Raw genomic sequence first — 24045 nt, forward strand, 5'->3', positions numbered from 1 at the left:
GTGGTTCAAAGGGGTCGCCGACCCTGGCGTCGTCGCATGGGGGTTGGCGGGCATGATCGGCGTGTTGTGAACCGAGGCTGGAGACATGCTCTGAAGGCAACGTTGGAGCGGTGCTCCCCCCTCCCAGCGAGGGCGCGCGCCGGACCGGGGGACGGCGCTTCCGACCTCCGAGCTGCGCACTTTATCCCAACAAGGTCAGGACTAGCGACGAACTAAGCTCGCCACCCCAAGAAGCGCCGGCCCATAGGGCCGGTCCGGCGCGCGCCCGGCACCTTCGGTGCTGTTCGGGCGCAAGAGGGGACAACCTCTGTCCCCAAAGAACCTCCCTACCCCTGCACGACGTCCCGCGCGAGCTTCCAGCGCACCGCGTCGAGCAGCGCCTCGAAGGAGGCGTCGACGATATTCGCCGAGACCCCCACGGTCGACCAGCGCCGGCCCTCGCCGTCCTCGCTGTCGATCACCACGCGGGTCACCGCCTCGGTGCCGCCCTGGGTGATCCGCACCTTGTAGTCGATGAGCCGCATGTCCTCGATCACCGACTGGTAGGGCCCGAGGTCCTTGGCCAACGCCTTGGCCAGCGCATTCAGTGGCCCCCGGTCCGAGCCCAGCTCGTCCATCGACTCGCTGACCGAGAGCTTCTTCTCGCCGTCGATCTTCACCACCACAACCGCCTCGGACAGCGACACCATCTCGTTGCGCTTGTTCTTGCGGCGCTCGACGGTGACCCGGTAGCGCTTGACCTCGAAGAAGTCGGGCATCAGGCCCAGCTCCTCGCGGGCGAGCATCTCGAAGGAGCCCTGCGCGGTGTCATAGGCATAGCCCTGGTCCTCGCGCGCCTTGACCCGGTCGAGGATGCGCCCCAGCGCGGGATCGTCGCCCGCCACCTCGAGCCCGGCCTCGGAGAGCCGCCGCTTGAGGTTCGACCGCCCGGCCTGGTTCGACATCGGCACCACCCGGGCATTGCCGACGCTCTCGGGCGCGACATGCTCGTAGAGGTCCGGCGCCTTGACCACCGCCGAGGCATGCAGCCCCGCCTTATGCGCAAAGGCCGAGGCGCCCACATAGGGCAGCTGCTTCATCGGCACCCGGTTCAGCACGTCGTCGAGCATCCGGCTGATCCGGGTGAGCCCGGTCAGCGCCTCGCGGCTGACCCCGGTCTCGAAGCGGCTGGCATAGGGCTCCTTCATCAGGAGCGTCGGCAGGAGCGAGACGAGGTTGGCATTGCCGCAGCGCTCGCCCAGCCCGTTCAGCGTGCCCTGGATCTGCCGCGCGCCGGCGTCGACGGCGGCCAGCGCCCCGGCCTCGGCCATGCCGGTGTCGTTGTGGGTGTGGATGCCCAGCCTGTCGCCGGGGATGCCGGTGGCGATCAGCTCCGAGACCACCTCTCCGATGACCACCGGCAGGGTGCCGCCATTGGTGTCGCAAAGCACCACCCAGCGGGCCCCGCCCTCGAGCGCGGCCTCGAGGCAGGCGCGGGCATAGCCCGGGTCCGCGGCATAACCGTCGAAGAAATGCTCGGCGTCGAAGATCGCCTCGCGGCCCTCGGCGACCACATGGGCGAAGGAGGCGCGGATGTTCTCGAGGTTCTCCTCGCGGCTGATCCCGAGCGCCGCCTCGACGTGGTAGACATGGCTCTTGCCGACCAGGCAGACGGCCGGCGTGCGGGCGTTCAGGACCGCCGCCAGCACGTCGTCATTGGCCGCCGAGCGGCCCGCGCGCTTGGTCATGCCGAAGGCGGTCATGGTCGCATGGGCGCTCTCCGCGACCTCGAAGAAGGCCGAATCCGTGGGGTTCGCCCCGGGCCAGCCGCCTTCGATGTAGTCGAGCCCGAGCCCGTCGAGCGCCGCTGCGATCTTCTGCTTCTCGGGCGTGGAGAACTGCACGCCCTGGGTCTGCTGCCCGTCGCGCAGGGTGGTGTCGAAGAGGTAGAGCTTTTCTTTCTTCATTCTGAGCTCTCCTCGGGGACCTTCGGTGGCACGACGATGATCGGCAAAGCACGTGTGCCTCTATTCAACGATGCCAAGAATTCCCGTGCATCGTGCTGCTGGCCCTCGATAATATTGAACGCCTCGGGACGGTAGCCGCTGCGAAGCAATTGCAGAGCCTCAAAAGAAAACCCAAGCTCTTTGCCCATTGCCTGAAGTAGATCCGCAGTTTTGTCTTCTGCGTCTTGGATAGCCTTAAGCCTCACGCTCTGATCTGCAGATTTCCATCGACTTTCGCTATTGTAGACCTGCATTAACTCATTAAGTGCTGCGAGGACTTGAGATGAGCCAGCAAACTCGACGTCTACAAGGTTGAGCGCCTCTACACGTTGGGGACTAAGCGCAGTCTTTCGAGCGGCCATCAACGACCTATAGACATTCAGCTTTCTTTCCCGCTTTTCTTTTCGGTTCTGAAAATATTGAGCAATTAGAACAGCGCAGATGGGCCCCATCACAATTGCTAGTGTTGTGATCCAGAATTCAGCGCTCATTTGACGGCCTCCAGCTTGCCCGCGTCGAATTCCGCGCCGGGCAGCAGCTCGACGCCCGCCTTGGACATGCGGACCTCGACGCCGGCTTCCTTGAGCTGGGCCTTGAGCCGGTCGACCTCGGAGAAGTCCTTGGTCTGCATGGCGGCCGCGCGGGCCTCGGCCAGCCGGGCTTCCCAGGACGAGAAGTCCACGCCGGCGCTGTCCCAGCCGCCAAGCGCGGGATCGAGCAGGCCCAGAAGACCGGCCCCGGCCTTCAGACCGCCCGCGTCGCCCGCGGCGGCCAGCTTGTGCAGCTCGGCGATGGCACCGGCGGTGTTCAGGTCCTCGGCGAGCGCGGCCAGAACCGCCTCGGGCACGGGCCCCGCGGTCACGCTGTCGGTCAAAGCGCGCCACTTCCGAAGCGTCGCCTCCGCCTCCCGCCGCTTCTGCGCGGTCCAGTCCATCGGCTTGCGGTAATGCGCCGAGAGCAGCACGAACCGCACCACCTCGCCCGGGATGCCCTCGTCGAGCAGATCCCGCACGGTGAAGAAATTGCCGAGCGATTTCGACATCTTCTTGCCTTCGACCTGCAGCATCTCGTTGTGCAGCCAGACGTTGGCGAAATGGCCCTCGGGGTGGGCGCAGGCGGATTGCGCGATCTCGTTCTCGTGGTGCGGAAACATCAGGTCGTTGCCGCCGCCGTGGATGTCGAAGCTCTCGCCCAGAAGCGCGCCGGCCATGGCCGAGCACTCGATGTGCCAGCCGGGGCGGCCGCGGCCCCAGGGGCTGTCCCAGCCCGGCAGCCCCTCCTCGGAGGGCTTCCAGAGCACGAAATCCATCGGGTTCTTCTTGTAGGGCGCCACCTCGACCCGGGCGCCGGCGATCATGTCGTCGACCGAGCGGCCCGAGAGCTTGCCGTATTGCGCGTAGCTCTCCACGGCAAAGAGCACATGGCCCTCGGCCTCGTAGGCATGGCCCTTGGCGATCAGGTCCTCGATCATCGCCACCATCTGCCGGACATATTGCGTGGCTCGTGGCGCATGAGTCGGCTCGAGCGCACCAAGCGCGCCCATGTCCTCGAGATACCAGCCGATCGTCTCCCCGGTGATCGCGCCGATCTCGCGGCCGCTCTCCTGGGCGCGGGCGTTGATCTTGTCGTCGACGTCGGTGAAGTTCCGCACGTAGGTCACATGCTCGGCGCCGTAGACATGGCGCAGGAGCCGGTAGAGCACGTCGAAGACCACCACCGGGCGGGCATTGCCGAGATGCGCCCGGTCGTAGACCGTCGGCCCGCAGACATACATGCGCACGTTCTTCGGGTCGATCGGGACGAAGGGTTCCTTCGTGCGGGTGCGGGTGTTGTGGAAAGTCAGGTCCATGCGTGCCTCAAGCCTCGGGCGTCTCCTCGGAGGCGGGCTCTAGCAGCTTCGTTTTGCGAAAGGAACGAAAAGACGGCCCGCCGATGGATCAGCAGGAAATGCAGCAGATAATGATGGTTGCCGCTTGCGTCATGGCGCTTCGGTAGACCTTCGCCGGGGGCTTGGCAAGCCTGTTGTGCCCGGCCCGCGGCTTGGGCAAGCTCCGCCCCGACGCCAGGCCCGCCACCAGCCCGCCGCAGAGAAGGATCGCCCATGCCGCCCATCGCGCCCCGCATCGCCGAGATGAACGCCTCCGGCTCGGACGGCTGGGAGCTGTTCCTCAGGGCCCGCGAGATGGTCGCCGCGGGGCGCCCGGTGATCGAGCTGACCATCGGCGAGCATGACGTGCCGACCGATCCCGCGATCCTCGATGCGATGGATGCCGCGGCGCGTGGCGGGCACACGGGCTATGCCATGGTGCCCGGCCATGACGCGCTGCGCACGGCCATCGCCCGGCGCCTCGCCGACCAGAGCGGCGTGCCCACCGGGCCCGAGAACGTGCTGGTCACCCCGGGCGGGCAATCGGCGCTTTTCGCCGCGCATCTCCTGGCCTGCGCGCCGGGCGACGCGGCGCTCTACCTCGATCCGCATTACGCCACCTACCCCGGCACGATCCGCGCCGCCTCGGCCCGGGCGGTGCGGGTGCCGACCGATCCTGCCCGCGGCTTCCTGCCCGAGCCCGAGGCCGTCGTCCGGGCCGCCCGGGACCACGATGCACGGTCGCTCCTGATCAACACGCCCAACAACCCGACCGGGCGGGTCTATCCCGAGGCCGTGCTGGAGGGGCTCGCCGAGGTGGCCCGCGCCCGCGACCTCTGGATGATCTCGGACGAGGTCTATGACACCCAGGTCTGGCAAGGCGCCCATCTCAGCCCGCGCGCCCTGCCCGGCATGGCCGAGCGCACGCTGGTCGTGGGCTCGATGTCCAAATCCTTCGCCATGACCGGCTCGCGGATCGGCTGGATCGCCGGGCCCGCGCGGGCCATCTCGCATCTGATCGACCTGGCCACGGTCACGACCTACGGCGTGGCGGGCTTCATCCAGAAGGCGGCGCTGACGGCGCTCGAGGCCGGGCCGGCGTTCGAGCGCGGGATCGCCGCGCCCTTCGCGCGCCGCCGCGAGATCGCCCGCGAGATCCTGGAGGGCACGCCGGGGCTCAGGCTCCTGCCGCCCGAGGGGGCGATGTACCTGATGCTCGACGTGCGGCCGACGGGGCTCTCGGGCGAGGGCTTCGCCTCGGCGCTCCTCGAGGAGGAGGAGATCGCCGTCATGCCGGGCGAGAGCTTCGGCGAAGCCGCGCGCGGGCATATCCGCGTCGCCATGACGGTGCCCGACGCGCAGTTCCGCGCCGCGTTGACCCGGCTGGCGCGCTTCGCCGAGGCGCGGGCCGCGGCGGTGGCCTGATGGCACGGGTCTCCTCGATCAAGGGCCTGGGCCCGGCCTTCGAGGCCGAATGCGCCCGCGCCGGGATCGAGACCGCCGAGGAGCTGCGCGCGCTTGGCGCCCACGAGGCCTATGCCCGCATGGTCCGGGCCGGCACGCGGCCGCATTTCATCGGCTATTACGCGCTGACCATGGTGCTCATGGGGCGGCCCTGGAACGACTGCCGGGGCGCCGAGAAAGAAACGCTCCGGGCCCGCTTCGACGCGCTGCGCGCGGCGCGTCCCGCCGATCCCGACGGGCTGCCCGAGACGCTGGCCCGGGCGCTCGACCAGATCGGCGTGCGGGGCGGCAAGCGCGGCTAGGCGCGCTGCCCCCATGCCCGGCCCCATGGGAACCGCCGCCCCGGGCCTCGCGTTTTCAAACCAAAGGAACGCAACCCCCGGAGGCCCTCATGGACCTGATCCGCATCATCCTCTCGGTCATCCTGCCGCCGCTCGGCGTCTTCCTGCAGGTTGGCCTCGGCAAGCACTTCTGGCTGAACATCCTTCTGACGATCCTGGGCTATATCCCCGGCATCGTGCATGCGGTCTGGATCATCGCCCGGACCGGCCCGCGCAGCGCATGAGCCCCGTGCCGCGCATCGACCCCGAGGCCGAACGCGCGACCCTGGCGCGGGTGGAGGCGGTGGCCCACAGGATGGACCGCGCATTCCGCCTGCCCGGCACGCGCATAAGGCTGGGCTGGGATTCCATCGTCGGCCTGATCCCCGGCATTGGCGACACGCTGGCGCTGGCGCCCGCGCTCTACATCATCGCCGCCGCGCGGCGGCTCGGCGCGCCCTGGCCGCTGCTTCTGAAGATGAGCGTGAACCTCGGCATCGACTGGCTGATCGGCCTGGTGCCGCTGGCGGGCGACCTGCTGGACGTGGGCTACAAGGCCAACACCCGCAACGCGCGGGCCCTGCGCGACTTCCTCGACCGCCGCGACGAAGCGCGGATGGCGCAGGCGCCAGAGGCGGCGCGCTGAGGTTTGCAGGGTGCCGCGCCCCGCGTCGGAGACCCCGCCCTCACAGATCCCTCAAAAACAAAAAAAGGAGCGCCACCCGGGCGCTCCTTTTCGTATCTCCGGTCCAAGATCGGACGGCTGGTTCAGCCGACGATCTCGAGGCCCGCGAAGAAGAAGGCGATCTCTTCGGCCGCGGTCTCGGGGGCGTCCGAGCCGTGCACCGAGTTCTCGCCGACGCTTTCGGCGAACTCGGCGCGGATGGTGCCGGGCTCGGCGTCCGCGGGGTTGGTGGCGCCCATGACTTCACGGTTCTTGGCGATCGCGCCTTCCCCTTCGAGCACCTGCACCACGACCGGCGCGGAGGCCATGAATTCGCACAGCTCGTCGTAGAAGGGGCGCTCCTTGTGCACGGCGTAGAAGGTGCCGGCCTGCGCCTTGGACAGCTGGATGCGCTTCTGCGCCACGATGGTCAGGCCCGCTTCCTCGAACTTGGCATTGATCTTGCCGGTGAGGTTGCGCTTGGTCGCGTCGGGTTTGATGATCGACAGGGTACGTTCGATAGCCATGATCGCCTCTCTGGGGTCTGTCCCGGCGGCGGATCCGCGCGGGAATCTAAAAATCGAGGCTGCGCTTATCACGGGCGGGAGGGCTTGCAAACATGTCGCGCGCCCGCGCGGCGGCGCGCAGCGCAGGGGCGCGCGGGCGGGCCCGGGCCTCGCGCACCAACCCCAAGGCCCCCTGACGCGAAGACCCCGCGAAAGCCCGCTTCCCCAGCCGCGCGGCCTTTGTTAAGGCCCGCGCATGCTCAGCCTGACCGATCTTTCTTTCGCCATGGACGGCCGCCCGCTTTTCGAGGGCGCGACCGCGACGATTCCCGCCGGCCACAAGGTCGGCCTCGTGGGGGCCAACGGCACCGGCAAGACCACGCTCTTCCGGTTGATCCGGGGTGAGCTGACCGCCGACGGCGGCGAGATCGAGCTGCCGCGCGGCGCCCGCATCGGCGGTGTCGCCCAGGAGGCCCCGGCCACCGAGGAAAGCCTGATCGACACCGTGCTGGCCGCCGACAGCGAGCGCGCCGCGCTCATGGCCGAGGCCGAGACCGCCACCGACGGCCGCCGCATCGCCGAGGTGCAGACCCGGCTCGCCGATATCGACGCCTGGTCCGCCGAGGCCCGCGCCGCCACCATCCTCAAAGGCCTTGGCTTCGACGAGGACCAGCAGCAGATGCCCTGTTCGGCCTTCTCGGGCGGCTGGCGGATGCGCGTGGCGCTGGCCGGCGTGCTCTTTGCCGCGCCGGATCTTCTGCTGCTCGACGAGCCGACGAACTACCTCGATCTCGAAGGCGCGCTCTGGCTCGAAAGCTACCTCGCGCGCTATCCGCACACGGTGATCGTGATCAGCCACGACCGCGGGCTTCTGAACCGCGCGGTCGGCGCGATCCTGCATCTCTCGGAGAAGCGGCTGACCTTCTACCAGGGGCCCTACGACCAGTTCGCCCGCCAGCGCGCCGAGAAGCGCGCCCATCTCGAGGCCGCGGCCAAGAAGCAGGAGGCCCGGCGCGCGCATCTGCAGTCCTATGTCGACCGCTTCCGCTACAAGGCCGACAAGGCCCGGCAGGCGCAGTCGCGAATCAAGATGATCGAGAAGATGGAGAGCATCACCCTGCCCGAGGATGCCGAGCGGCGGGTCTTCACCTTCCCCGCGCCCGAGGAGCTGTCGCCGCCGATCGTGCATCTCGAGGGCGGCGCCACCGGCTACGGCGAGACCCAGGTGCTGGGCCGGCTGAACCTGCGCATCGACCAGGACGACCGGATCGCGCTTCTGGGCAAGAACGGCGAGGGCAAGTCGACGCTGTCGAAGCTCCTCTCGGACCGGCTGCCGCTGTTCGAGGGCAAGCAGACCCGCGCCTCGAAGCTGCGGATCGGCTATTTCGCCCAGCACCAGGTCGACGAGCTGCGCCTCGAGGAGACGCCGCTGGAACACCTCGGGCGCGAGCGTCCGGGCGAGGCCCCGGCCAAGCTGCGCGCGAGGCTCGCGGGCTTCGGGCTGCAGGCGGCCCAGGCCGACACCGTGGTGGGCCGGCTCTCGGGCGGGCAGAAGGCGCGGCTGTCGCTCCTGCTCGCGACGCTCGACGCGCCGCATATGCTGATCCTCGACGAGCCGACCAACCACCTCGACATCGAGAGCCGCGAGGCGCTGATCGAGGCGCTGAACGCCTATACCGGCGCGGTGATCCTGGTCAGCCACGACATGCATTTGCTGAGCCTGGTGGCCGACCGGCTCTGGCTCGTGGGCGGCGGCACGGTGGAGCCCTACGAGGGCGACCTCGAGAGCTACCGCAAGCTCCTGCTGGGCCAGGACCAGAAGCCGCAGAAGCCGGGCAAGCAGCGGGCGGCCAAGCCCGAGAAACCCTCGCGCGATGCGATCCTGGCGCTGCGCTCGGACGTGCGCAAATGCGAGGCCCGGGTCGAGAAGATCGAGGAGATGCGCGAGAAGCTCGCCGCCAAGCTTGCCGACCCCGACCTCTACGAGACCGCGCGGGCGGGCGAGCTGGAGACCTGGAACCGCAAATACGCCGAGATCATGGAGGGGCTGGAACGCGCCGAGGCGCTCTGGCTGAGCGCGCAGGAAAAGCTGGAGGCCGCGGAAAGCGCCTGAGGCGCGGGGGCGGGGCGGCCCCTGCCCGGTGAGCTTGGCAGGATGAGCCTAGCGCGCCGCCCCATCGGCGCGCGCCCCCTTGCCCCATGCCGCCGCGCCCCTTAAGCGCGAAGGCATGGACCTCGCGCTTCTCATCTCCGCCTTCACGACGCTTTTCGTGGTGATCGACCCGATCGGCACCACGCCGGTCTTCATCGCGCTGACCCGCGGCATGAGCCCGGCACGGCGGCGCGCCATCGCGCTGCGCTCCTGCATGATCGCCGCGGCGATCCTCTGTCTTTTCGCGGTCGCGGGCGAGGCGGTCCTGGGCTTCGTCGGCATCACCATGCCCGCCTTCCGCATCGCAGGCGGCCTCCTGCTGTTCCTGACCGCGCTCGACATGCTCTTCGAGCGCCGCACCAAGCGCCGCGAGGACAAGGCCGAGGAAGCCGAGGACGACGTGCCCGACCCCTCGGTCTTCCCCATGGCGATCCCGCTTCTCGCGGGCCCCGGCGCGATCACCTCGGTGATCCTCCTGGTGAGCCGCGCGGGCGATCCCGCCGAACTGGCCACGGTCTTCGCGGTGATGTTCGGCGTCCTGGCCATCGCGCTGGTGCTGCTGCTGACCTCGGGCTTCATCGAGCGCGTGCTCGGCAAGATCGGCATCACCGTGGTCACCCGGCTTCTCGGCCTTCTCCTCGCTGCGCTCTCGGTGCAATTCGTGGCCGACGGGCTCCTGGCCTTCGGCTTCGGCACGCCGCCCGGCTGAGCATCTTTCCAATCCCGGCCCCCGTGCCTATCTCAGGGCCATGGACGCCATGGATTACGGACAATTCGCCTATCTCGCGCTTCTGGGCGCGGTGCTGGTCTTCTGGTTCTTCGTGCAGGACCGCGCCAATCTCGGCACCAAGGTCAAGGCGCTGGCGGCCTGGGTCTTCATCTTCCTCGGCGCCATCGCGGTGATCGGCCTCTGGGACGACATCCGCGGCACGGTGCGCCCGCAGCAGAGCTACCTGGCCGAGGAGGCGCGCATCGTTCTGCCGCGCCAGGCCGACGGCCATTACCACGCGCGGCTGGAGGTGAACGGCACGCCGGTCTCCTTCCTGGTCGACACCGGGGCAAGCGGCACGGTTCTGGGGCAGCGCGACGCGGCGCGGCTGGGCTTCGCGCCCGAGGAGCTGGCCTATACCGGCGTCGCCGAGACGGCGAACGGCTCGGTCCGGACCGCGCGGGTGACGCTCGACAGCGTCGCGCTCGGGCCCTTCGAGGATCAAAACGTGCCGGCCTATGTGACCGAGGGCGCGCTGGAGCAATCGCTCCTGGGGATGAGCTACCTGCAGCGCTTCGGGCGGCTGGAGATCGCGGGCGACGAGCTGATCCTGGAGCGCTGAGGCGCGGATCTTCACGGAAGATCCGGGTGGGACTTTTAGGAAAAGTCCCTGTGGTGCATGGGTTGTCGGGGGTGGCGAAGTCGGATCTTCGCGGAAGATCCGAGTGGGACATTTGAGAAAAGTCCCGGGGTGCGCGGGGTGTTGGGTTTGGCGCGGACGGATCTTCGCGGAAGATCCCGGTCGGACTTTTGGCAAAAGTCCGGGGCTCCGGGCCAAAGGATCTTCGTGAAGATCCGCACCAGGACTTTTGGAAAAAGTCCTGCCACGCCCCGCAGCACCCCCTAGCGCTCCGCCTTCTTCTCCCAGCGGCCGCTTTCCTCGGACCAATATTGCGCCGCGCAGCCCGCGTCGGTCAGCGCCTTCCACTGCACCCGCGCGGCCTGCACCGCGGCGGGATCGGTGCCGTCGAACAGCACGCAGACCCGCTCCAGCGCCGTGACCTCCTCGGGGCCCACCTCGGCGCCGTCGATCGCCATGACGCATTGCGGCTCATTGGGCGCGGCGCGGGCCTCGGTCAGAAGGATCGGCTGGCGCGCGTCGGCCTTGCCCCCGGCTCGGCCGTGCGGCAGGAACTCCTCCGCCTCGCCGAGCCAGAGCCGCTGGTCGAGCCAGTCGAGCCGCGCGGCGTCCCGGCCCCGGACCGCGACCCGCCAGCCCGCCCCGCGCGCCTTGCCGAGGAGCATGGGCAATGTCTCCTCGAGCGGGCGGCGGGTCAGGTGGTAGAAATAGGCCGCGCCCATGGTGCTCAGCCCTCGTAGCGGTCCGCGACCAGCCGGTTCAGCGCCATGACGCCCCAGCCCGAGGCGCCTTTCGGCGCCAGCGGCGTCTCCTTGGCGGTCTTGGCCATGCCGGCGATGTCGATGTGGATCCAGGGCGTCTCTTCCTTGACGAAGACCTTGAGGAACTCCGCGGCGGTGATCGTGCCCGCGGCGCGCCCGCCGGTGTTCTTGATGTCCGCGAGCGGGGTCTTGATCTGCTCGGCGTAGCCCGGGCCGAAGGGCAGCCGCCAGACGCCCTCGCCCTCCGCCGCGGCGGCCTTGGAGAAGGCGCCCGAGAGGTCCTCGTCATTGGCGAAATAGGCGGCGTTCTCATGGCCGAGCGCGATGATGCAGGCGCCGGTCAGCGTGGCGAGGTCGATCATCGCGGCGGGCTTCTCGTATTCCTGCGCGTACCAGAGCACATCGGCCAGGACGAGCCGGCCCTCGGCGTCGGTGTTGATGATCTCGATGGTCTCGCCCTTCATGCTGCGCACGATGTCGCCGGGGCGCGAGGCGCGGCCGTCGGGCATGTTCTCGACGATACCGACGAGGCCGGTGACATTGGCCCGCGCCTTGCGCCGGGCGAGCGCCTTCATCACGCCCGCGACGGTGCCCGCGCCGCCCATGTCCATGGTCATGTCCTCCATGCCCGCGGCGGGCTTCAGCGAGATGCCGCCGGTGTCGAAGACCACGCCCTTGCCGACCAGCGCCAGCGGCGCGGCATCGGCCTCGCCGCCCTTCCAGCGCATGATGACGAATTTCGCCGGGCTCTCGGAGCCCTGGCTGACCGAGAGATAGGCGCCCATGCCCAGCTCGGCCATGCGGTCCTCCTCGATCACCTCGACCTCGACGCCGAGATCACGCAGCGCCTCGAGGCGGGTGGCGAACTCGGTGGTGGTCAGCACGTTGGCGGGCTCGGAGACCAGGTCGCGGGTGAAGACCACGCCCTCGGCCACCGCCAGCGCGGTCTCGACCCGCGGGCCCACCTCATCGGGCTTGGAGACCATGAGCGTCACCGCGCCCGGGGCCTCGCCCTTCTCGGTCTTGTGGTCGGTGAAACCATAGGCCCGCAGCGCCAGGCCCGCGGCCAGGTCCTCGGGGCGGGTCAGGGATTCGGCCAGGACCAGCGAAGGCTTGGTGGAGACCTTGGCCAGCGCGGCCCCGGCCTTGCGCGCCTCGGCGACCGAGGGGCGGCGCGGCAGTTTCACGACATCGATGGCCTCGGCCGCCATGCCGGCGGGCCAGGCGAGGCTCATCACATCGCCGGTCTTGGCCTTCTCGAAGCCCGCGCTCTCCACGGCGCGGGCCAGAGCGCCCTTGCTGAGGCGGTTGAGCCGCCGCGCGCCGGGGCTCAGCTTGCCCTCGGGCGTGACGCAGACCGCGACGCGGCCCTCGGCCTCCTTCAGCGCCTCGAGGTCCGTCGCCGTCACCGTGATCGCGCGCAAATCGGTCATGCCTGTCTCCTTCGCAACTCTCAGAATGTCATCTCGGGCGTCACCGGAGCCCCCCTGAAGGAGCCGCGGGCGCCGCGGGTTGTCCCAGAGGTAGCGAGGCAGGCAAGGCTTGACCAGAGGCACCTTTCCCGGCCCTTCCCGATGGGCTAGGGTCGCGCGGAACTGACGGTCGGTCTGGGGGGATCGGTGGCCAAATTCGACAGGTACATGCTGTCGCGCCTCATGGTGCTTTTCGGCTTCTTCGCGCTCGTCCTGGTCTCGGTCTACTGGGTCAATCAGGCCGTGATCCTGTTCGAGCAGCTGGTCTCGGACGGCCATTCGGTCGGCATCGTGCTGGAGTTCACCGCGCTCTCGCTGCCCACGACCATCGTGCGGGTGCTGCCGCTCGCGGCCTTCGTCTCGGCGCTTTACTTCACCCAGCGGCTGATCGGCGATTCCGAGCTGACGGTCATGCAGGCCACCGGCTATTCGCCCTGGCGTCTGGCGCGGCCGGTCCTGGCCTTCGGCGGGCTGGTCGCCGCGATGATGCTGATCCTCGCGCATGTGCTGGTGCCGCAGTCGCTCGAGCAGCTGCGCCTGCGCGAGGCCGAGATTTCCAACGCCGCCTCGGCGCGGCTCCTGCGCGAGGGGGTCTTTCTCAGCCCCGCCTCGGATGTGACCTTCTACATCCGCGAGATCACCGAGGACGGCGAGCTGCGCGACGTCTTCCTGACCGACCGCCGCCAGCCGGGCCGCGAGGTCACCTATACCGCCGAACGCGCCTTCGTGGTGGGGGACGGCGCCGACGAGGCCAACCTGGTGATGCTGAGCGGTCTGGCGCAGACGCTGGAGCTTCAGACCAACCGGCTCTCGACCACCACCTTTGCCGATCTGACCTATTCGGTCTCGAGCCTGATCGAGGAATCGGGGCTCGGGAAACAGAAGCTCGAATCCACCCCGAGCTGGGAGATCCTCGCCGATTTCACCGGCGTGATGGAGCGCACCCGCGAACGCCCGGCGGAGCTTCTGGTGGCGCTCTTCTCGCGGGTGCAGCAGCCGCTCCTGGCGCTGGTGGGCGCCTCCATCGGCTTCGCGGCGCTGCTGACCGGCGAGTTCTCGCGCTTCGGCGTCGGGCGGCAGATGTTCCTGGCGGTCGGGCTGGTGGTGCTGGTCTATTTCCTCGAAACCGCCGTGGCGGGCGCCGCCGAGGTCAGCATGGCCAGCACCGGGCTGATCTTCCTGCCCAGCATCGTGGGCCTCGGCATCGCGGCCGGGCTCCTGCATCTCGCCGCGCGGCCGCGACGGCCGAAACGCGGGGCGGCCCAGGGCCAGGAGGCGCCGGCATGATGCTGCATCTCTACTTCGCGCGGCGCTTCCTCGTGACCTTCCTGTCGATCCTCGGCGGCGTGGCGGCCTTCGTCTATGTTCTTGATTTCGTGGAACAGATCCGCCGCTTCGACGATGACAACGTCTCCTTCGGCGGCCTCGCGCATCTGACGCTCCTGAACGCGCCGGCCTCTCTGTACGAGATGATGCCGCTGGTGATGATCCTGTCCTCGGTGGCGCTGTTCCTGGCGTTGGCGCGCTCCTCCGAGCTGGTGGTGACGCGGGCCACGGGCCGCTCGGGCATGAGCGCGCTGGCGGGCCCGGCGCTGGTGGCGCTCATGGTCGGTATGGTCTCGGTCGCGGTCTTCAACCCGATCGTCGCGGCCAGCACCCAGCGCTTCAGCGAGCTGCGCGAGCTTTACGAGGACGGGCGGCAAAGCGTGATCTCGATCGGCGCCGACGGGCTCTGGCTGCGCCAGGGCGACGAGAGCGGCCAGACGGTGATCCGCGCGGCGCGCTCGAACGCCGATGCGACGCTGCTCTACGACGTCTCCTTCCTGCGCTACCAAAGCGGCGTCGGCCCGACCCGGCGGCTGCTCGCGGGCGAGGCGGAGCTGGCCGAGGGCGCCTGGCGGCTGCGCGACGTGAAGGCCTGGCCGCTTGGCCCCGAGATCAACTCCGAGGCCAATGCCGAAAAGCTCTCGCAGATGGAGATCCCCTCGACCCTGACCCGAGACCGCATCCGCGACCGCTTCGGCCAGCCCTCGGCGATCTCGATCTGGGCGCTGCCGACCTTCATCGCCGACCTCGAACGCTCGGGCTTCTCGGCCAGGCGGCACGCGGTCTGGCTGCAGATGGAGCTGGCCCGCCCGATCTTCCTGGTGGCGCTGGTCCTCGTCGGCGCCGCCTTCACCATGGAGCACGCGCGCCTCGCAAGAACCGGCATCGCTGTCATGTCGGCGGTGCTGATCGGCTTCGGGCTCTTCTACGTGCGGAACTTCGCGCAGATCCTCGGGGAAAGCGGCCAGCTTGGACCGCTCGTGGCCGCCTGGGTGCCGCCCGCGGCCTCCCTTCTGCTTGCGCTCGGGCTGCTTTTGCAGAAGGAAGACGGCTGATGCGGCGCCTTCTCTGTCTTCTCGCGGCCCTGGTCTGGCCTCTCTCCGCCTCCGCCCAGGAGGCCGGCGGCACCACGCCACCGGCGCTGCTTGTGGCCGATATGGTCTATGTCGAAAGCGAGGACGTCCTTGTCGCCGAGGGCAACGTCGAGGCGGTCTACGACGGCCGCCGCCTGACCGCGAGCCGGGTGGTCTACGACGACGGCGCGGGCACCCTGTCGATCGAAGGCCCGATCCGCATCACCGAGGCCAATGGCGACGTGCTAACGGCCAGTTCGGCCTCGCTGGACGAGGGCTTCCGCAACGGCATCCTCGCCGGGGCGCGCATCGTGCTCGACGAACAGCTGCAGCTTGCGGCGGTCGAGGCCCGGCGCGTCGGCGGGCGCTACACCGAACTGTCGAAGGTCGCGGTGACCTCCTGCCAGGTCTGCGGCAAGAACGAGAAACCGCTCTGGCAGATCCGCGCCGGCCGGGTGGTGCACGACCAGGAGGCGCGGCAGATCTACTTCGAGAACGCCACCTTCCGCGTGCTCGACGTGCCGGTCTTCTACTTCCCGCGGCTGCGCATCCCCGATCCGACCCTGAAGCGCGCGCGCGGCTTCCTGCCGCCGCAGGTCCGCACCTCGACGCTTCTGGGCTTCGGGATCAAGCTGCCTTATTTCATCCCGCTCGGGCCGCATCAGGACGTGACGCTCACGCCTTATCTCTCGACCGAGGGGCGCACCCTCGAGATGCGCTACCGCCGCGCCTTCACCAATGGCGACATCCAGATCGACAGCGCGGTCAGCAGCGACAGCCTGGTCGAGGACCTCCGGGCCTATGCCTTCGTCTCCGGCAATTTCGACCTGCCGCGCGACTTCGTCCTCGACTTCGGCATCGAGACCACCAGCGACGCGGCCTATCTCGACGTCTACGGCTTTTCCTCGAGCGACCGGCTGAAGAACTTCGCCGAGATCACCCGCTACAAGCGCGACAGTGCCTTCTCCTCGGCGGTGAGCTTCTACGAGACGCTGCGCGACGAGGACACCACCGAGACCCGGCCCTCGGCGATCCTCGATTTCACCTACGAGCGGCGCTATTTCCCGGCGGCCATCGGCGGCGAGCTGCGGCTGAGCGTGGATTCCCACGCGCATTTCCGCCCCTCGGACCAGCCCTTCGACGGCTCGGACGCCGACAGCGTGGTCGACGGGCGCGACGTCAGCCAGCTTTCCGCAACGGTCTCCTGGCGGGACCGCTACACGCTGCCCGGCGGGCTGCGGCTGGGGCTTGTGGGCCAGGTCTCGGGCGACCGCATCCGCATCGCCCAGGACGACACCTCTGAGCCCGAGGCCTCGGTGCTGACGCCTGCCGCCTCGGCCGAGCTGCGCTGGCCCTGGGTCCGGCGCGGCGCCTCGGGGGCGCGGACGCTGATCGAACCGCTCGCGCAGATCGCCTGGTCGGGCGGCGAACGGCCCACCACCGCCGCCGACGAGAGCACCCGGCAGGAGTTTGACGAGGGCAACCTCCTGTCGATCTCGCGCTTCCCGGCGCCCGACCGGCGCGAACGCGGGGTGGTCGGCGTCGCGGGCATCCGCTGGCGCCACAGCGACCCGCTGGGCTGGAGCGCGGGCCTGACCATGGGCCAGGTCTGGCGCGAGGAGCGCGACCCCGCCTTCACCAAGTCCTCGGGCCTGAGCGAGACCGATTCCGACATCCTGATCGCCACGCATTTCGCCTCCGCGCTTGGCTTCCAGGTCTCGGGCCGCGGGCTTCTGGACCTTGATGCCGCGGATTTCTCCAAGGCCGAGGCCCGCGTCGACTGGGAGACCCGGCGCTTCGAGCTGGGCGCCTCCTACCTGCTCCTGAAGGCCGATCCCGCCGAGGACCGCGACGAGACGCAGTCCGAATGGACCCTCGACGGGGCCTATGAATTCACGCCCGACTGGTCGGCCGACGGCTACTGGCGCTACGACCTCGGCGACAACCGGTCCGACCGCGCCGGGCTGGGCGTGACCTGGCAGAACGAATGCGTGCTGGCCGAGTTTTCGGTCTCGCGCCGCTTCGCCTCATCCACTAACCTCGAACCGTCCACAGATTTCGGCCTGACCGTCTCGCTGAAAGGCTTCAGCACGGGCGGCAGCGCCAAGGAGTACCGCCGCACATGCTCGACCTTCTGAAGACCACGTTGAAACCCGCGCTCGGCGCCGCGCTTCTGGCCGCAGCCCTGACGCTGCCCGGCGGCACGGCGGAGGCGCAGAACCTCTTTGCCCCGGCGATCCGGGTCAATGACGCGGTCATCACCAACTACGAGATCCAGCAGCGGGCGCGGATGCTCGAGGTGCTGAGCGCGCCGGGCGACCCCGAGGAACAGGCGCGCGAGGCGCTGATCAACGACCGGCTGCGGATCGAGGCGGCGGCCCGCCTGGGGCTGACCCCGTCGGAAGAAGAGATCGTCGAGGGCATGGACGAGTTCGCCAGCCGCGCCAACCTCAGCCGCGAGGAATTCATCCAGGCGCTGGCGCAGGACGGCGTGGCCGAGGAAACCTTCCGCGACTTCGTGCGCGCCGGCGTGGCCTGGCGGCAGGTGGTGCGGCAGCGCTTCGCGGGCCGGGCCAATGTCTCGGCCGACGAGGTCGAGCGCGCGCTCGGCAGCGGCGGCACCGGCTCCAACGTGCGGGTGCTGCTCTCCGAGATCATCATGCCTGCCCCCCCGCAGGAGCGCGCCGCCGTGCGCGCCCGCGCCAACCGCATCGCGCAGTCGCAGTCCGAGGGCGAGTTCTCGGCCTTCGCGCGGCAGTTCTCGGCCACCGCGACGCGGCAGTCGGGCGGCCGCCTGCCCTGGCAGGACCTCTCGGAGCTGCCGCCGCAGCTGCGCCCGATCGTCCTGGGCCTCGCCCCCGGCGAGGTCTCCGACCCGTTGCCGATCCCCAATGCCATCGCGCTTTTCCAGCTGCGCGGCATCGAGGAGACGGGCTATGACGCGCCGGAATATGCCGCCATCGAATATGCCGCCTACTACCTGCCCGGCGGGCGCACGCCCGAGAACCTGGCCCGGGCGCGGGTGATCGCCACCCAGACCGACCGCTGCGACGACCTCTACGGCATCGCCAAGGGCCAGCCGGCCTCGCGGCTCGACCGCGAAAGCGCGGCTCCGGGCGACCTGCCGACCGACGTGGCGCTGGAGCTCTCGAAGCTCGATCCCGGCGAGGTCTCCACCGCGCTGACGCGCTCGGGCAACCTCATGGTGCTGATGCTCTGCGGGCGCACCCAGGAGGTGAACCAGGACGCCGACCGCGAGGACCTGGCCATGGGCATCCGCAACCGCCGGCTCGACGCGCTCTCCGAGGGCTATCTGGCCCAGCTCAAGGCCGACGCCTACATCGTCACCCAATGAGCCCGGCCCCCATCGCGCTGACCTGCGGCGAGCCCGCGGGCATCGGCCCCGAACTGGCACCCAAGGCCTGGGCGGCGCTGAAGGACGAGTTGCCCTTCTTCCTGATCGGCGATCCGGCGCATCTGCCCGAGGGCACCCCGGTGGTCGAGATCACCCAGCCGCAGGAGGCGCCCGCCGCCGCCGCGCGCGGGCTGCCGGTCCTGCCCGAACGCATGGCGGGCCCGCGGGTGCCCGGACGCCCCGACGCGGCCCAGGCGCGCGGCGTCATCGCGGCGATCGAGCGGGCGGTGTCGCTGGTCTCTTCGGGCAAGGCCGGGGGGCTCTGCACGCTGCCGATTCACAAGCAGGCCCTGGCCGAGGGCGCGGGCTTCGCCTTCCCCGGCCATACCGAGTTCCTGGGCCACCTGGCCGAGGTCTCGGAGGTGGTGATGATGCTCGCCTCGGAGCGGCTGCGCGTGGTGCCCGCGACCATCCATATCGCGCTGTCGGAGGTGCCGCGCGCGCTGACCGCCGAGCTTCTGGAGGCGCGCCTGCGCATCACCCGCGCCGGGCTGATCCGCGACTTCGGCATCGCCGCGCCGCGCATCGCCGTGGCCGGGCTCAACCCCCACGCGGGCGAAGGCGGCAAGATGGGCCGCGAGGAGATCGAGGTGATCGCCCCGGTGCTCGAGAAGCTGCGCGCCGAGGGCTTCGACATCGCGGGGCCGCTCTCGGCGGATACGATGTTCCACGAGGCCGCCCGGGCGCGCTACGACGTGGCGGTGACCATGTATCACGACCAGGCGCTGATCCCGATCAAGACGCTGGATTTCGACCGGGGGGTGAACGTCACCCTCGGCCTGCCCTTCGTGCGCACCTCGCCCGATCACGGCACCGCCTTCGACATCGCCGGCAGCGGCAGCGCCAATCCCGGTTCGACTATCGAGGCGCTGCGCCTGGCCTGGCGCATGGCCGGAGCGCGGGCATGAGCGGGATCGACGGGCTGCCGCCCCTGCGCGAGGTCATCGCGGCCCACGAGCTGCGCGCGCGGAAGTCACTGGGCCAGAACTTCCTTCTGGACCTGAACCTGACCGCGCGGATCGCGCGGGCGGCGGGGGACCTCAGCCAAAAGGACGTGCTGGAGGTCGGCCCGGGCCCCGGCGGGCTGACGCGCGGGCTCCTGGCCGAGGGCGCGCGCCGGGTGCTGGCCATCGAGAAGGACCGCCGCTGCCTGCCCGCCCTGGCCGAGATCGGCGCGGCCTATCCCGACCGGCTCGAGGTGATCGAGGGCGACGCGCTCGAGGTCGACCCGCTGGCCCATCTCACCCCGCCGATCGCGGTGGCGGCGAACCTGCCCTACAACGTCGGCACCGAGCTTTTGGTGCGCTGGCTGACGCCCGCCGACTGGCCGCCCTTCTGGGACAGCCTGACGCTGATGTTCCAGAAGGAGGTCGCCGAGCGCATCGTGGCGCAGCCCGGCTCCAAGACCTACGGGCGGCTGGCGATCCTGGCGCAGTGGCGGGCCGAGGCGCGGATCGTGATGACCCTGCCGCCGGGGGCCTTCACGCCGCCGCCCAAGGTGTCTTCCGCGGTGGTGCATCTGACCGCCCTGCCCGAGCCGCGCTTTCCCGCCAATGCCAAGGTGCTGGAAGAGGTCGTGGCCAAGGCCTTCAACCAGCGCCGCAAGATGCTGCGGGCGAGCCTGAAGGGGCTGCACCCGGAGCTGGAGGGCCTGTTGGAGACGGCGGGCATTGTGCCCACCGAGCGCGCCGAGCAGGTGTCTCTGGAACAGTTCTGCGCGCTGGCCCGCGCCGTGAAGGCTGCGCGGCAGGGGTAGCGGGACGCGCGGCGCGGGGATAGCGCCTCGCGGGCGTGGATCGCCCACATTCACGCCGTCTAGCTTGCCATTGAAATTGGAAGTCGGTGAGAGCCGGGGGCCGGCCTCTCAGAGCCGCGCCCACGTCTCCTGTAAGCGCGTGCTTCCTACAGGAGAGCTACCCGCAGCATCACCGCAGACACTTGGTTACGCGGCCAACCGGCGACGCCGCCACCCTACGCCCCCACGCCCCTCAAACACGAAAAAGCCGGCCACCCCGGGCCGGCTTCTCTCGTCTCTAAAGGCAAGCCCTGCGCTCAGTCGCCGCCCGAGGCGGTGGCCTGTTCGGAGCCTTCCGCGGGCTGCTCGGCCGCGGGTTTCTTGCGCGGCTTGCGCTTGGGTTTCTCGGCGTTCTCGGGGGTCTCCACGAGGTTGGAGTCGCCGTCCGAGTTGTTGAAGTCCACGACCTCGGCGAAGCCTTCGCCCTCGCCGCCCTCGCGGGTGCCGGATTTCTCGGCCTGGCCGCCCTGGCCGCCGCCGCCCGAGGACTTCGCGCGCTTCTTGCGCGGCTGCCCGCCCGAAGCATTCTGGCCGTCGTTGCCGTTGCCGCCCTTGCCGCCGCCGGACTGGCCGTCCTGGGCGCGGGTGTCACTGCCGGAGTTGGCATTGCCGTCGTCCTGCTCGTCGCCGGACTTCTGGTCGTCGCCGTCGCGCTCGGCGCGTTCGCGGTCGCGCTGCGACTGGCGTTCGCGGTTCTCGCGTTCCTGCTGCTCGCGGCGCTGTTCCTGCTCGCGCTGCGCCTCGCTCAGGAGCCGCTGGTAGTGTTCGGCGTGCTGCTGGAAGTTCTCGGTCGCCACGCGGTCGTTGGCGAGCTGCGCGTCGCGGGCCAGCAGGTTGTATTTGTCGATGATCTGCTGCGGCGTGCCGCGCACCTTGCCGTCGGGGCCGCTGGAGTCGAACACCCGGTTGACGACGTTCCCCATCGCGTTCCGGTTACGATTGTTCTTCGACCGGGACCGTGATTTCGATGATCTCATAACTCAGGTCAGTCCTGTCTCTGACTGTGGCCAGTGATCCCTGCGGGACAGGTGTGCCCGCTGCACTGGATCACCATTTTGTCTGGCTTGATACCGGGCACGACGGAACAACCGTCCGAGCCAACTCCCGGTGTCTATGAGTAAACACGCAAGGTGCGATTAAACAAGGGGCAATCGCCAAAAAAGCGGTGTTTTGCGGCGCAAGAGGGCTCTTGCAGGGCGGCAAACGCGGATTTCCGCGGGTTTTGCGCCTCAGGTGCGCCGCGCCGAGACCACCCGGTCGCGGCCGTCGAGGTCGCGGATCACGCTCACCTCGCCCAGGCCCGCGGTCCGCAGGATGGCGCTGACCGCCTCGGCCTGGGTCGGCCCGGTCTCGAGGAGAAGCCGCCCGCCCGGCGTCAGGTGCCGCCCCGCGCTCGCGCCGATCTGGCGGTAGGCGTTGAGCCCGTCGGCCTCGTCGGTCAGCGCCATGCGCGGTTCGTGATCGCGCACCTCGCGGGTCAGCCCGGCCATCTCGTCATAGGCGATGTAGGGCGGGTTCGAGACGATCAGGTCGAAGCGCTGCCCGCGTGCGAGCGGCACGAACCAGGAGCCCTCGAGGAAGGCCACCCGGTCGGTCAGCCCCAGCGAATTGCGGTTCCAGAAGGCCACGTCGAGCGCCTTGTGCGACAGGTCGGTGGCGATGCCCGTGGCATTCGGCAGCTCGGCGGCGAGCGTCAGTGCGATGCAGCCCGAGCCGGTGCCGAGGTCGAGGAACCGGCTCACCGGCTCGGACAGCGCCGCCTCGATCAGGGTCTCGGTCTCGGGGCGCGGATCAAGCACGTCGCGGCTCACCAGGAACTCGCGGCCGTAGAACAGCCGCCGCCCGATCAGATGCGAGATCGGGATGCGCTCGCAGCGGCGTTCGATCAGCACCCGGAAGATCACCGTCAGGTCCGGGTCGACCTCTTCGGGCAGAAACAGCGTCAGCCGCGCCGGCGGCACCCGCAGCACATGCGCCAGGAGCCGCCGGGCGTCGCGGCCCCCGTCGGGCACGCCCGCGCCGGTCAGCGTGGCGGTGCCCTCGGCGAGAAGCTCGGAGCCCTTCATCCGCCCATCTCGGCCAGGAGCGTCGCCTGGGCGTCCTGGATCAGCGCATCGGTCACCTCGTCGAGGTCGCCCGCCATGACCTGGTCGAGCTTGTAGAGCGTGAGGTTGATGCGGTGGTCAGTCAGCCTCCCTTGCGGGAAGTTGTAGGTGCGGATGCGCTCGGAGCGGTCGCCCGAGCCCACCTGCGCGCGCCGCAGGTCCGAGCGTTCCGAGGCCGCCTTCTGCCGCTCAGCGTCGAAGAGCCGGGTGCGCAGCACCTGCATGGCGATCTCGCGGTTGCGGTGCTGGGACTTCTCCGAGGAGGTCACCACGATGCCGGTGGGCACATGGGTGATCCGCACCGCGCTGTCGGTGGTGTTGACGTGCTGGCCGCCCGCGCCGGAGGCCCGCATGGTGTCGACGCGGATCTCGTTCGGGTCGATCTCGATGTCGACCTCGGCGGCCTCGGGCAGCACCGCGACGGTGGCGGCCGAGGTGTGGATGCGGCCGCCGGATTCGGTCGCGGGCACGCGCTGGACCCGGTGCACGCCGGATTCGAACTTCAGCCGGGCGAAGACCTCGGCGCCCTCGATCCGCGCGACGACCTCCTTCACGCCGCCGAGCTCGGTCAGCTGTTCCTCGATCAGCTCGAAGCGCCAGCCGCGCGCCTCGGCGTAGCGCTGATACATGCGCAGAAGGTCACCCGCGAAAAGCGCCGCCTCCTCGCCGCCGGTGCCGGGGCGGATCTCGAGGACCGCGGGCCGCGCGTCGGCGGCATCCTTGGGCAGAAGCGCGATCTGCAGCGCCTCCTCGACCCCGGGGCGCTTCCCGGTCAGCTCGGCCAGCTCCGCCTCGGCCAGCTCGCGCATCTCGGGGTCCTCGGTCAGCGCCCGGGCCTCGGCGATGCCCGCCTCGAGCGCGCGCCACTCTGCGATCACGTCGACCACCGGCTTCAGCTCGGCGTATTCGCGCCCGAGCGCCGCGATATCCCCCGATCCCTCCGCCATGCGGGCCTCGAGATATTCGAACCGTTCGGTGATCTGGGACAGGCGTTCTTCCGGAATCATGCAGCGGTGGTTGCCCATCGGCCCGGCGGGGTCAAGCCCGCCCGCGCGCCCGGCGAAAGGATGCTGCGCGAAGGCCCGGCACGACGAAAGACTTGATCGAAACCCCGCTTGGCCGCAGGCTTGAGGGATGTTCCGTCGGGCCTTGATGATCGCCGCCCTCGGCGGCCCTGCCCTCGCCGATGTGCCGGTTCCCGGCGGTCGGGCGATCCCCTGCTACTGCACCGACAGCCAGGGCGACCGGGTCGAGCTGGGCGAGGTCATCTGCCTCAGCGTCGACGGCCGCAGCTTCACCGCGCAGTGCCAGATGTCGCTCAACAACCCGATGTGGCGCGAGCTCCACGAGGGCTGCCTGTCGAGCCGGGTCAGCCCGCCTCCTGCGCCCGCAGCTCCTGAAGCCAGCCCTCGACCCGCGCACGGTTGACCCCGAGGTCCGCCTGACCGAAGCGCAGCCGGGCGTAAAGCTCGATCACCTCGCCGTCGAGCTCGAGCGTGGTGTAATCGGGAAAGCCCATCCACTTCGAGCGGGTGACATAGGTGATGCGGCCGTCCTCGACGCTGCCGGCCAGAAGCTCGGTGCGCGGCGTCGACAGGATGATCCGGTCGAGCGTGGCCATGGCCTCTTCGCCGCCGGGGATGCGGCGGCGCACGCCGGAAGCAAGGTCCTGGTCGGCGCTGACCTGCGGATCGACATGCCAGACCGCCGGGTCGGAGGGTGCGAAACGGATGAAGGCCGCCCCGCCGATCGCCAGGAGCACCAGGAGAATAAGGATATATTTCAGCACGT

General features: G+C 69.6%; 24 protein-coding genes. 14 read left to right on the plus strand and 10 right to left on the minus strand.

Annotated elements, in window-relative coordinates:
* Positions 1 to 326 precede the first annotated feature (326 nt).
* The 3 genes from cimA to cysS are packed head-to-tail and all read right to left on the minus strand — an operon-like array spanning position 327 to position 3834.
* Positions 327 to 1946 (minus strand): citramalate synthase, encoded by a 1620-nt coding sequence (gene cimA / locus ACX938_RS04410; RefSeq protein WP_459430131.1) that lies wholly within the window; start codon positions 1944 to 1946, stop codon positions 327 to 329.
* Positions 1943 to 2476 (minus strand): DUF6680 family protein, encoded by a 534-nt coding sequence (locus ACX938_RS04415; RefSeq protein WP_459430132.1) that lies wholly within the window; start codon positions 2474 to 2476, stop codon positions 1943 to 1945. Before ACX938_RS04415 ends, cimA begins: the two co-directional genes overlap by 4 nt.
* Positions 2473 to 3834 (minus strand): cysteine--tRNA ligase, encoded by a 1362-nt coding sequence (gene cysS, locus ACX938_RS04420; RefSeq protein WP_459430133.1) that lies wholly within the window; start codon positions 3832 to 3834, stop codon positions 2473 to 2475. Before cysS ends, ACX938_RS04415 begins: the two co-directional genes overlap by 4 nt.
* Positions 3835 to 4086: 252 nt before the next feature.
* Here cysS and ACX938_RS04425 point away from each other — a divergent pair, with 252 nt between their 5' ends.
* From ACX938_RS04425 to ACX938_RS04440, 4 genes are all read left to right on the plus strand, one after another.
* Positions 4087 to 5277, plus strand: a complete 1191-nt coding sequence (locus ACX938_RS04425) for a pyridoxal phosphate-dependent aminotransferase (protein ID WP_459430134.1) — start codon at positions 4087 to 4089, stop codon at positions 5275 to 5277.
* Entirely contained in the window at positions 5277 to 5618 is a 342-nt protein-coding gene (locus ACX938_RS04430; protein WP_459430135.1) for a TfoX/Sxy family DNA transformation protein, read from the plus strand. The genes ACX938_RS04425 and ACX938_RS04430 overlap by 1 nt, the downstream gene beginning before the upstream one ends.
* Positions 5619 to 5707: 89 nt before the next feature.
* A complete protein-coding gene (locus tag ACX938_RS04435; protein ID WP_232752769.1) occupies positions 5708 to 5881 on the plus strand; it encodes a YqaE/Pmp3 family membrane protein in 174 nt (57 codons plus the stop codon).
* Positions 5878 to 6282, plus strand: a complete 405-nt coding sequence (locus tag ACX938_RS04440; RefSeq protein WP_459430136.1) for a DUF4112 domain-containing protein — start codon at positions 5878 to 5880, stop codon at positions 6280 to 6282. Before ACX938_RS04435 ends, ACX938_RS04440 begins: the two co-directional genes overlap by 4 nt.
* A gap of 122 nt (positions 6283 to 6404) precedes the next feature.
* On the opposite strand, the gene ndk is transcribed toward ACX938_RS04440, so the two are convergent.
* Positions 6405 to 6827 (minus strand): nucleoside-diphosphate kinase, encoded by a 423-nt coding sequence (gene ndk, locus ACX938_RS04445; protein WP_232752766.1) that lies wholly within the window; start codon positions 6825 to 6827, stop codon positions 6405 to 6407.
* A gap of 235 nt (positions 6828 to 7062) precedes the next feature.
* Between ndk and ACX938_RS04450 the strand changes: the two genes are divergently transcribed.
* From ACX938_RS04450 to ACX938_RS04460, 3 genes are all read left to right on the plus strand, one after another.
* Positions 7063 to 8919 carry an ABC-F family ATP-binding cassette domain-containing protein gene (locus ACX938_RS04450; RefSeq protein ID WP_232752765.1) on the plus strand — a complete coding sequence of 619 codons (1857 nt, stop codon included), beginning with the start codon at positions 7063 to 7065 and terminating at the stop codon, positions 8917 to 8919.
* Positions 8920 to 9034: 115 nt separating this feature from the next.
* Complete coding sequence (locus ACX938_RS04455; protein WP_459430137.1) at positions 9035 to 9667, plus strand: MarC family protein; 633 nt, start codon at positions 9035 to 9037, stop codon at positions 9665 to 9667.
* 40 nt (positions 9668 to 9707) lie between these two features.
* Positions 9708 to 10289, plus strand: coding sequence for a retropepsin-like aspartic protease family protein (locus ACX938_RS04460; protein WP_459430138.1), 582 nt, complete (start codon positions 9708 to 9710; stop codon positions 10287 to 10289).
* A gap of 281 nt (positions 10290 to 10570) precedes the next feature.
* Here the strand turns inward: ACX938_RS04460 and ACX938_RS04465 are convergent, their stop codons facing one another.
* Both ACX938_RS04465 and ACX938_RS04470 read right to left on the minus strand, forming a co-directional pair.
* The gene (locus ACX938_RS04465; protein ID WP_459430139.1) at positions 10571 to 11029 is read right to left on the minus strand and encodes a DNA polymerase III subunit chi; all 459 of its coding nucleotides are present in this window, start codon (positions 11027 to 11029) and stop codon (positions 10571 to 10573) included.
* A gap of 5 nt (positions 11030 to 11034) precedes the next feature.
* Positions 11035 to 12501 (minus strand): leucyl aminopeptidase, encoded by a 1467-nt coding sequence (locus ACX938_RS04470; protein WP_459430140.1) that lies wholly within the window; start codon positions 12499 to 12501, stop codon positions 11035 to 11037.
* Positions 12502 to 12708: 207 nt separating this feature from the next.
* Here ACX938_RS04470 and ACX938_RS04475 point away from each other — a divergent pair, with 207 nt between their 5' ends.
* The 6 genes from ACX938_RS04475 to rsmA are packed head-to-tail and all read left to right on the plus strand — an operon-like array spanning position 12709 to position 20110.
* Complete coding sequence (locus ACX938_RS04475; protein WP_255702825.1) at positions 12709 to 13827, plus strand: LptF/LptG family permease; 1119 nt, start codon at positions 12709 to 12711, stop codon at positions 13825 to 13827.
* Positions 13824 to 14921 (plus strand): LPS export ABC transporter permease LptG, encoded by a 1098-nt coding sequence (lptG, locus tag ACX938_RS04480; protein ID WP_459430141.1) that lies wholly within the window; start codon positions 13824 to 13826, stop codon positions 14919 to 14921. Before ACX938_RS04475 ends, lptG begins: the two co-directional genes overlap by 4 nt.
* Positions 14921 to 17077, plus strand: a complete 2157-nt coding sequence (locus ACX938_RS04485; RefSeq protein ID WP_459430142.1) for an LPS-assembly protein LptD — start codon at positions 14921 to 14923, stop codon at positions 17075 to 17077. Before lptG ends, ACX938_RS04485 begins: the two co-directional genes overlap by 1 nt.
* Positions 17062 to 18294: a peptidylprolyl isomerase gene (locus tag ACX938_RS04490; RefSeq protein WP_459430143.1), complete on the plus strand. Its 1233-nt coding sequence runs from the start codon at positions 17062 to 17064 to the stop codon at positions 18292 to 18294. Before ACX938_RS04485 ends, ACX938_RS04490 begins: the two co-directional genes overlap by 16 nt.
* Positions 18291 to 19262: a 4-hydroxythreonine-4-phosphate dehydrogenase PdxA gene (gene pdxA / locus ACX938_RS04495; protein ID WP_459430144.1), complete on the plus strand. Its 972-nt coding sequence runs from the start codon at positions 18291 to 18293 to the stop codon at positions 19260 to 19262. The genes ACX938_RS04490 and pdxA overlap by 4 nt, the downstream gene beginning before the upstream one ends.
* The gene (gene rsmA, locus ACX938_RS04500; protein ID WP_459430145.1) at positions 19259 to 20110 is read left to right on the plus strand and encodes a 16S rRNA (adenine(1518)-N(6)/adenine(1519)-N(6))-dimethyltransferase RsmA; all 852 of its coding nucleotides are present in this window, start codon (positions 19259 to 19261) and stop codon (positions 20108 to 20110) included. Before pdxA ends, rsmA begins: the two co-directional genes overlap by 4 nt.
* 296 nt (positions 20111 to 20406) lie before the next feature.
* On the opposite strand, the gene ACX938_RS04505 is transcribed toward rsmA, so the two are convergent.
* From ACX938_RS04505 to prfA, 3 genes are all read right to left on the minus strand, one after another.
* Complete coding sequence (locus tag ACX938_RS04505; protein ID WP_459430146.1) at positions 20407 to 21126, minus strand: DUF4167 domain-containing protein; 720 nt, start codon at positions 21124 to 21126, stop codon at positions 20407 to 20409.
* A 252-nt stretch (positions 21127 to 21378) separates the two neighbouring features.
* On the minus strand, positions 21379 to 22215 hold the full coding sequence (gene prmC, locus ACX938_RS04510; protein WP_459430147.1) for a peptide chain release factor N(5)-glutamine methyltransferase: 837 nt from the start codon (positions 22213 to 22215) through the stop codon (positions 21379 to 21381).
* Complete coding sequence (prfA, locus tag ACX938_RS04515) at positions 22212 to 23261, minus strand: peptide chain release factor 1 (RefSeq protein ID WP_459430148.1); 1050 nt, start codon at positions 23259 to 23261, stop codon at positions 22212 to 22214. Before prfA ends, prmC begins: the two co-directional genes overlap by 4 nt.
* Before the next feature lie 127 nt (positions 23262 to 23388).
* Here prfA and ACX938_RS04520 point away from each other — a divergent pair, with 127 nt between their 5' ends.
* Entirely contained in the window at positions 23389 to 23682 is a 294-nt protein-coding gene (locus ACX938_RS04520) for a hypothetical protein (RefSeq protein ID WP_232752747.1), read from the plus strand.
* Here the strand turns inward: ACX938_RS04520 and ACX938_RS04525 are convergent.
* A complete protein-coding gene (locus ACX938_RS04525) occupies positions 23624 to 24043 on the minus strand; it encodes a DUF1499 domain-containing protein (RefSeq protein ID WP_459430149.1) in 420 nt (139 codons plus the stop codon). The two genes, ACX938_RS04520 and ACX938_RS04525, sit on opposite strands and share 59 nt — an antisense overlap.
* Positions 24044 to 24045: the final 2 nt, after the last annotated feature.

It is taken from the genome of Roseivivax sp. (assembly GCF_054552075.1).

Excerpts from the sequence above, each read along its gene's own strand:
- pdxA (WP_459430144.1), top strand. The coding sequence starts at position 18,291 with ATGAGCCCGGCCCCCATCGCGCTGACCTGCGGCGAGCCCGCGGGCATC.
- ACX938_RS04415 (WP_459430132.1), bottom strand. The coding sequence starts at position 2,476 with ATGAGCGCTGAATTCTGGATCACAACACTAGCAATTGTGATGGGGCCC.
- ACX938_RS04450 (WP_232752765.1), top strand. The coding sequence starts at position 7,063 with ATGCTCAGCCTGACCGATCTTTCTTTCGCCATGGACGGCCGCCCGCTT.
- lptG (WP_459430141.1), top strand. The coding sequence starts at position 13,824 with ATGATGCTGCATCTCTACTTCGCGCGGCGCTTCCTCGTGACCTTCCTG.
- cysS (WP_459430133.1), bottom strand. The coding sequence starts at position 3,834 with ATGGACCTGACTTTCCACAACACCCGCACCCGCACGAAGGAACCCTTC.
- ACX938_RS04460 (WP_459430138.1), top strand. The coding sequence starts at position 9,708 with ATGGACGCCATGGATTACGGACAATTCGCCTATCTCGCGCTTCTGGGC.
- ACX938_RS04465 (WP_459430139.1), bottom strand. The coding sequence starts at position 11,029 with ATGGGCGCGGCCTATTTCTACCACCTGACCCGCCGCCCGCTCGAGGAG.
- ACX938_RS04425 (WP_459430134.1), top strand. The coding sequence starts at position 4,087 with ATGCCGCCCATCGCGCCCCGCATCGCCGAGATGAACGCCTCCGGCTCG.
- ACX938_RS04485 (WP_459430142.1), top strand. The coding sequence starts at position 14,921 with ATGCGGCGCCTTCTCTGTCTTCTCGCGGCCCTGGTCTGGCCTCTCTCC.
- ACX938_RS04440 (WP_459430136.1), top strand. The coding sequence starts at position 5,878 with ATGAGCCCCGTGCCGCGCATCGACCCCGAGGCCGAACGCGCGACCCTG.
- ACX938_RS04520 (WP_232752747.1), top strand. The coding sequence starts at position 23,389 with ATGTTCCGTCGGGCCTTGATGATCGCCGCCCTCGGCGGCCCTGCCCTC.
- rsmA (WP_459430145.1), top strand. The coding sequence starts at position 19,259 with ATGAGCGGGATCGACGGGCTGCCGCCCCTGCGCGAGGTCATCGCGGCC.
- ACX938_RS04475 (WP_255702825.1), top strand. The coding sequence starts at position 12,709 with ATGCTGTCGCGCCTCATGGTGCTTTTCGGCTTCTTCGCGCTCGTCCTG.
- prfA (WP_459430148.1), bottom strand. The coding sequence starts at position 23,261 with ATGATTCCGGAAGAACGCCTGTCCCAGATCACCGAACGGTTCGAATAT.
- cimA (WP_459430131.1), bottom strand. The coding sequence starts at position 1,946 with ATGAAGAAAGAAAAGCTCTACCTCTTCGACACCACCCTGCGCGACGGG.
- ACX938_RS04490 (WP_459430143.1), top strand. The coding sequence starts at position 17,062 with ATGCTCGACCTTCTGAAGACCACGTTGAAACCCGCGCTCGGCGCCGCG.
- ndk (WP_232752766.1), bottom strand. The coding sequence starts at position 6,827 with ATGGCTATCGAACGTACCCTGTCGATCATCAAACCCGACGCGACCAAG.
- ACX938_RS04430 (WP_459430135.1), top strand. The coding sequence starts at position 5,277 with ATGGCACGGGTCTCCTCGATCAAGGGCCTGGGCCCGGCCTTCGAGGCC.
- ACX938_RS04435 (WP_232752769.1), top strand. The coding sequence starts at position 5,708 with ATGGACCTGATCCGCATCATCCTCTCGGTCATCCTGCCGCCGCTCGGC.
- ACX938_RS04505 (WP_459430146.1), bottom strand. The coding sequence starts at position 21,126 with ATGAGATCATCGAAATCACGGTCCCGGTCGAAGAACAATCGTAACCGG.
- prmC (WP_459430147.1), bottom strand. The coding sequence starts at position 22,215 with ATGAAGGGCTCCGAGCTTCTCGCCGAGGGCACCGCCACGCTGACCGGC.
- ACX938_RS04470 (WP_459430140.1), bottom strand. The coding sequence starts at position 12,501 with ATGACCGATTTGCGCGCGATCACGGTGACGGCGACGGACCTCGAGGCG.
- ACX938_RS04455 (WP_459430137.1), top strand. The coding sequence starts at position 9,035 with ATGGACCTCGCGCTTCTCATCTCCGCCTTCACGACGCTTTTCGTGGTG.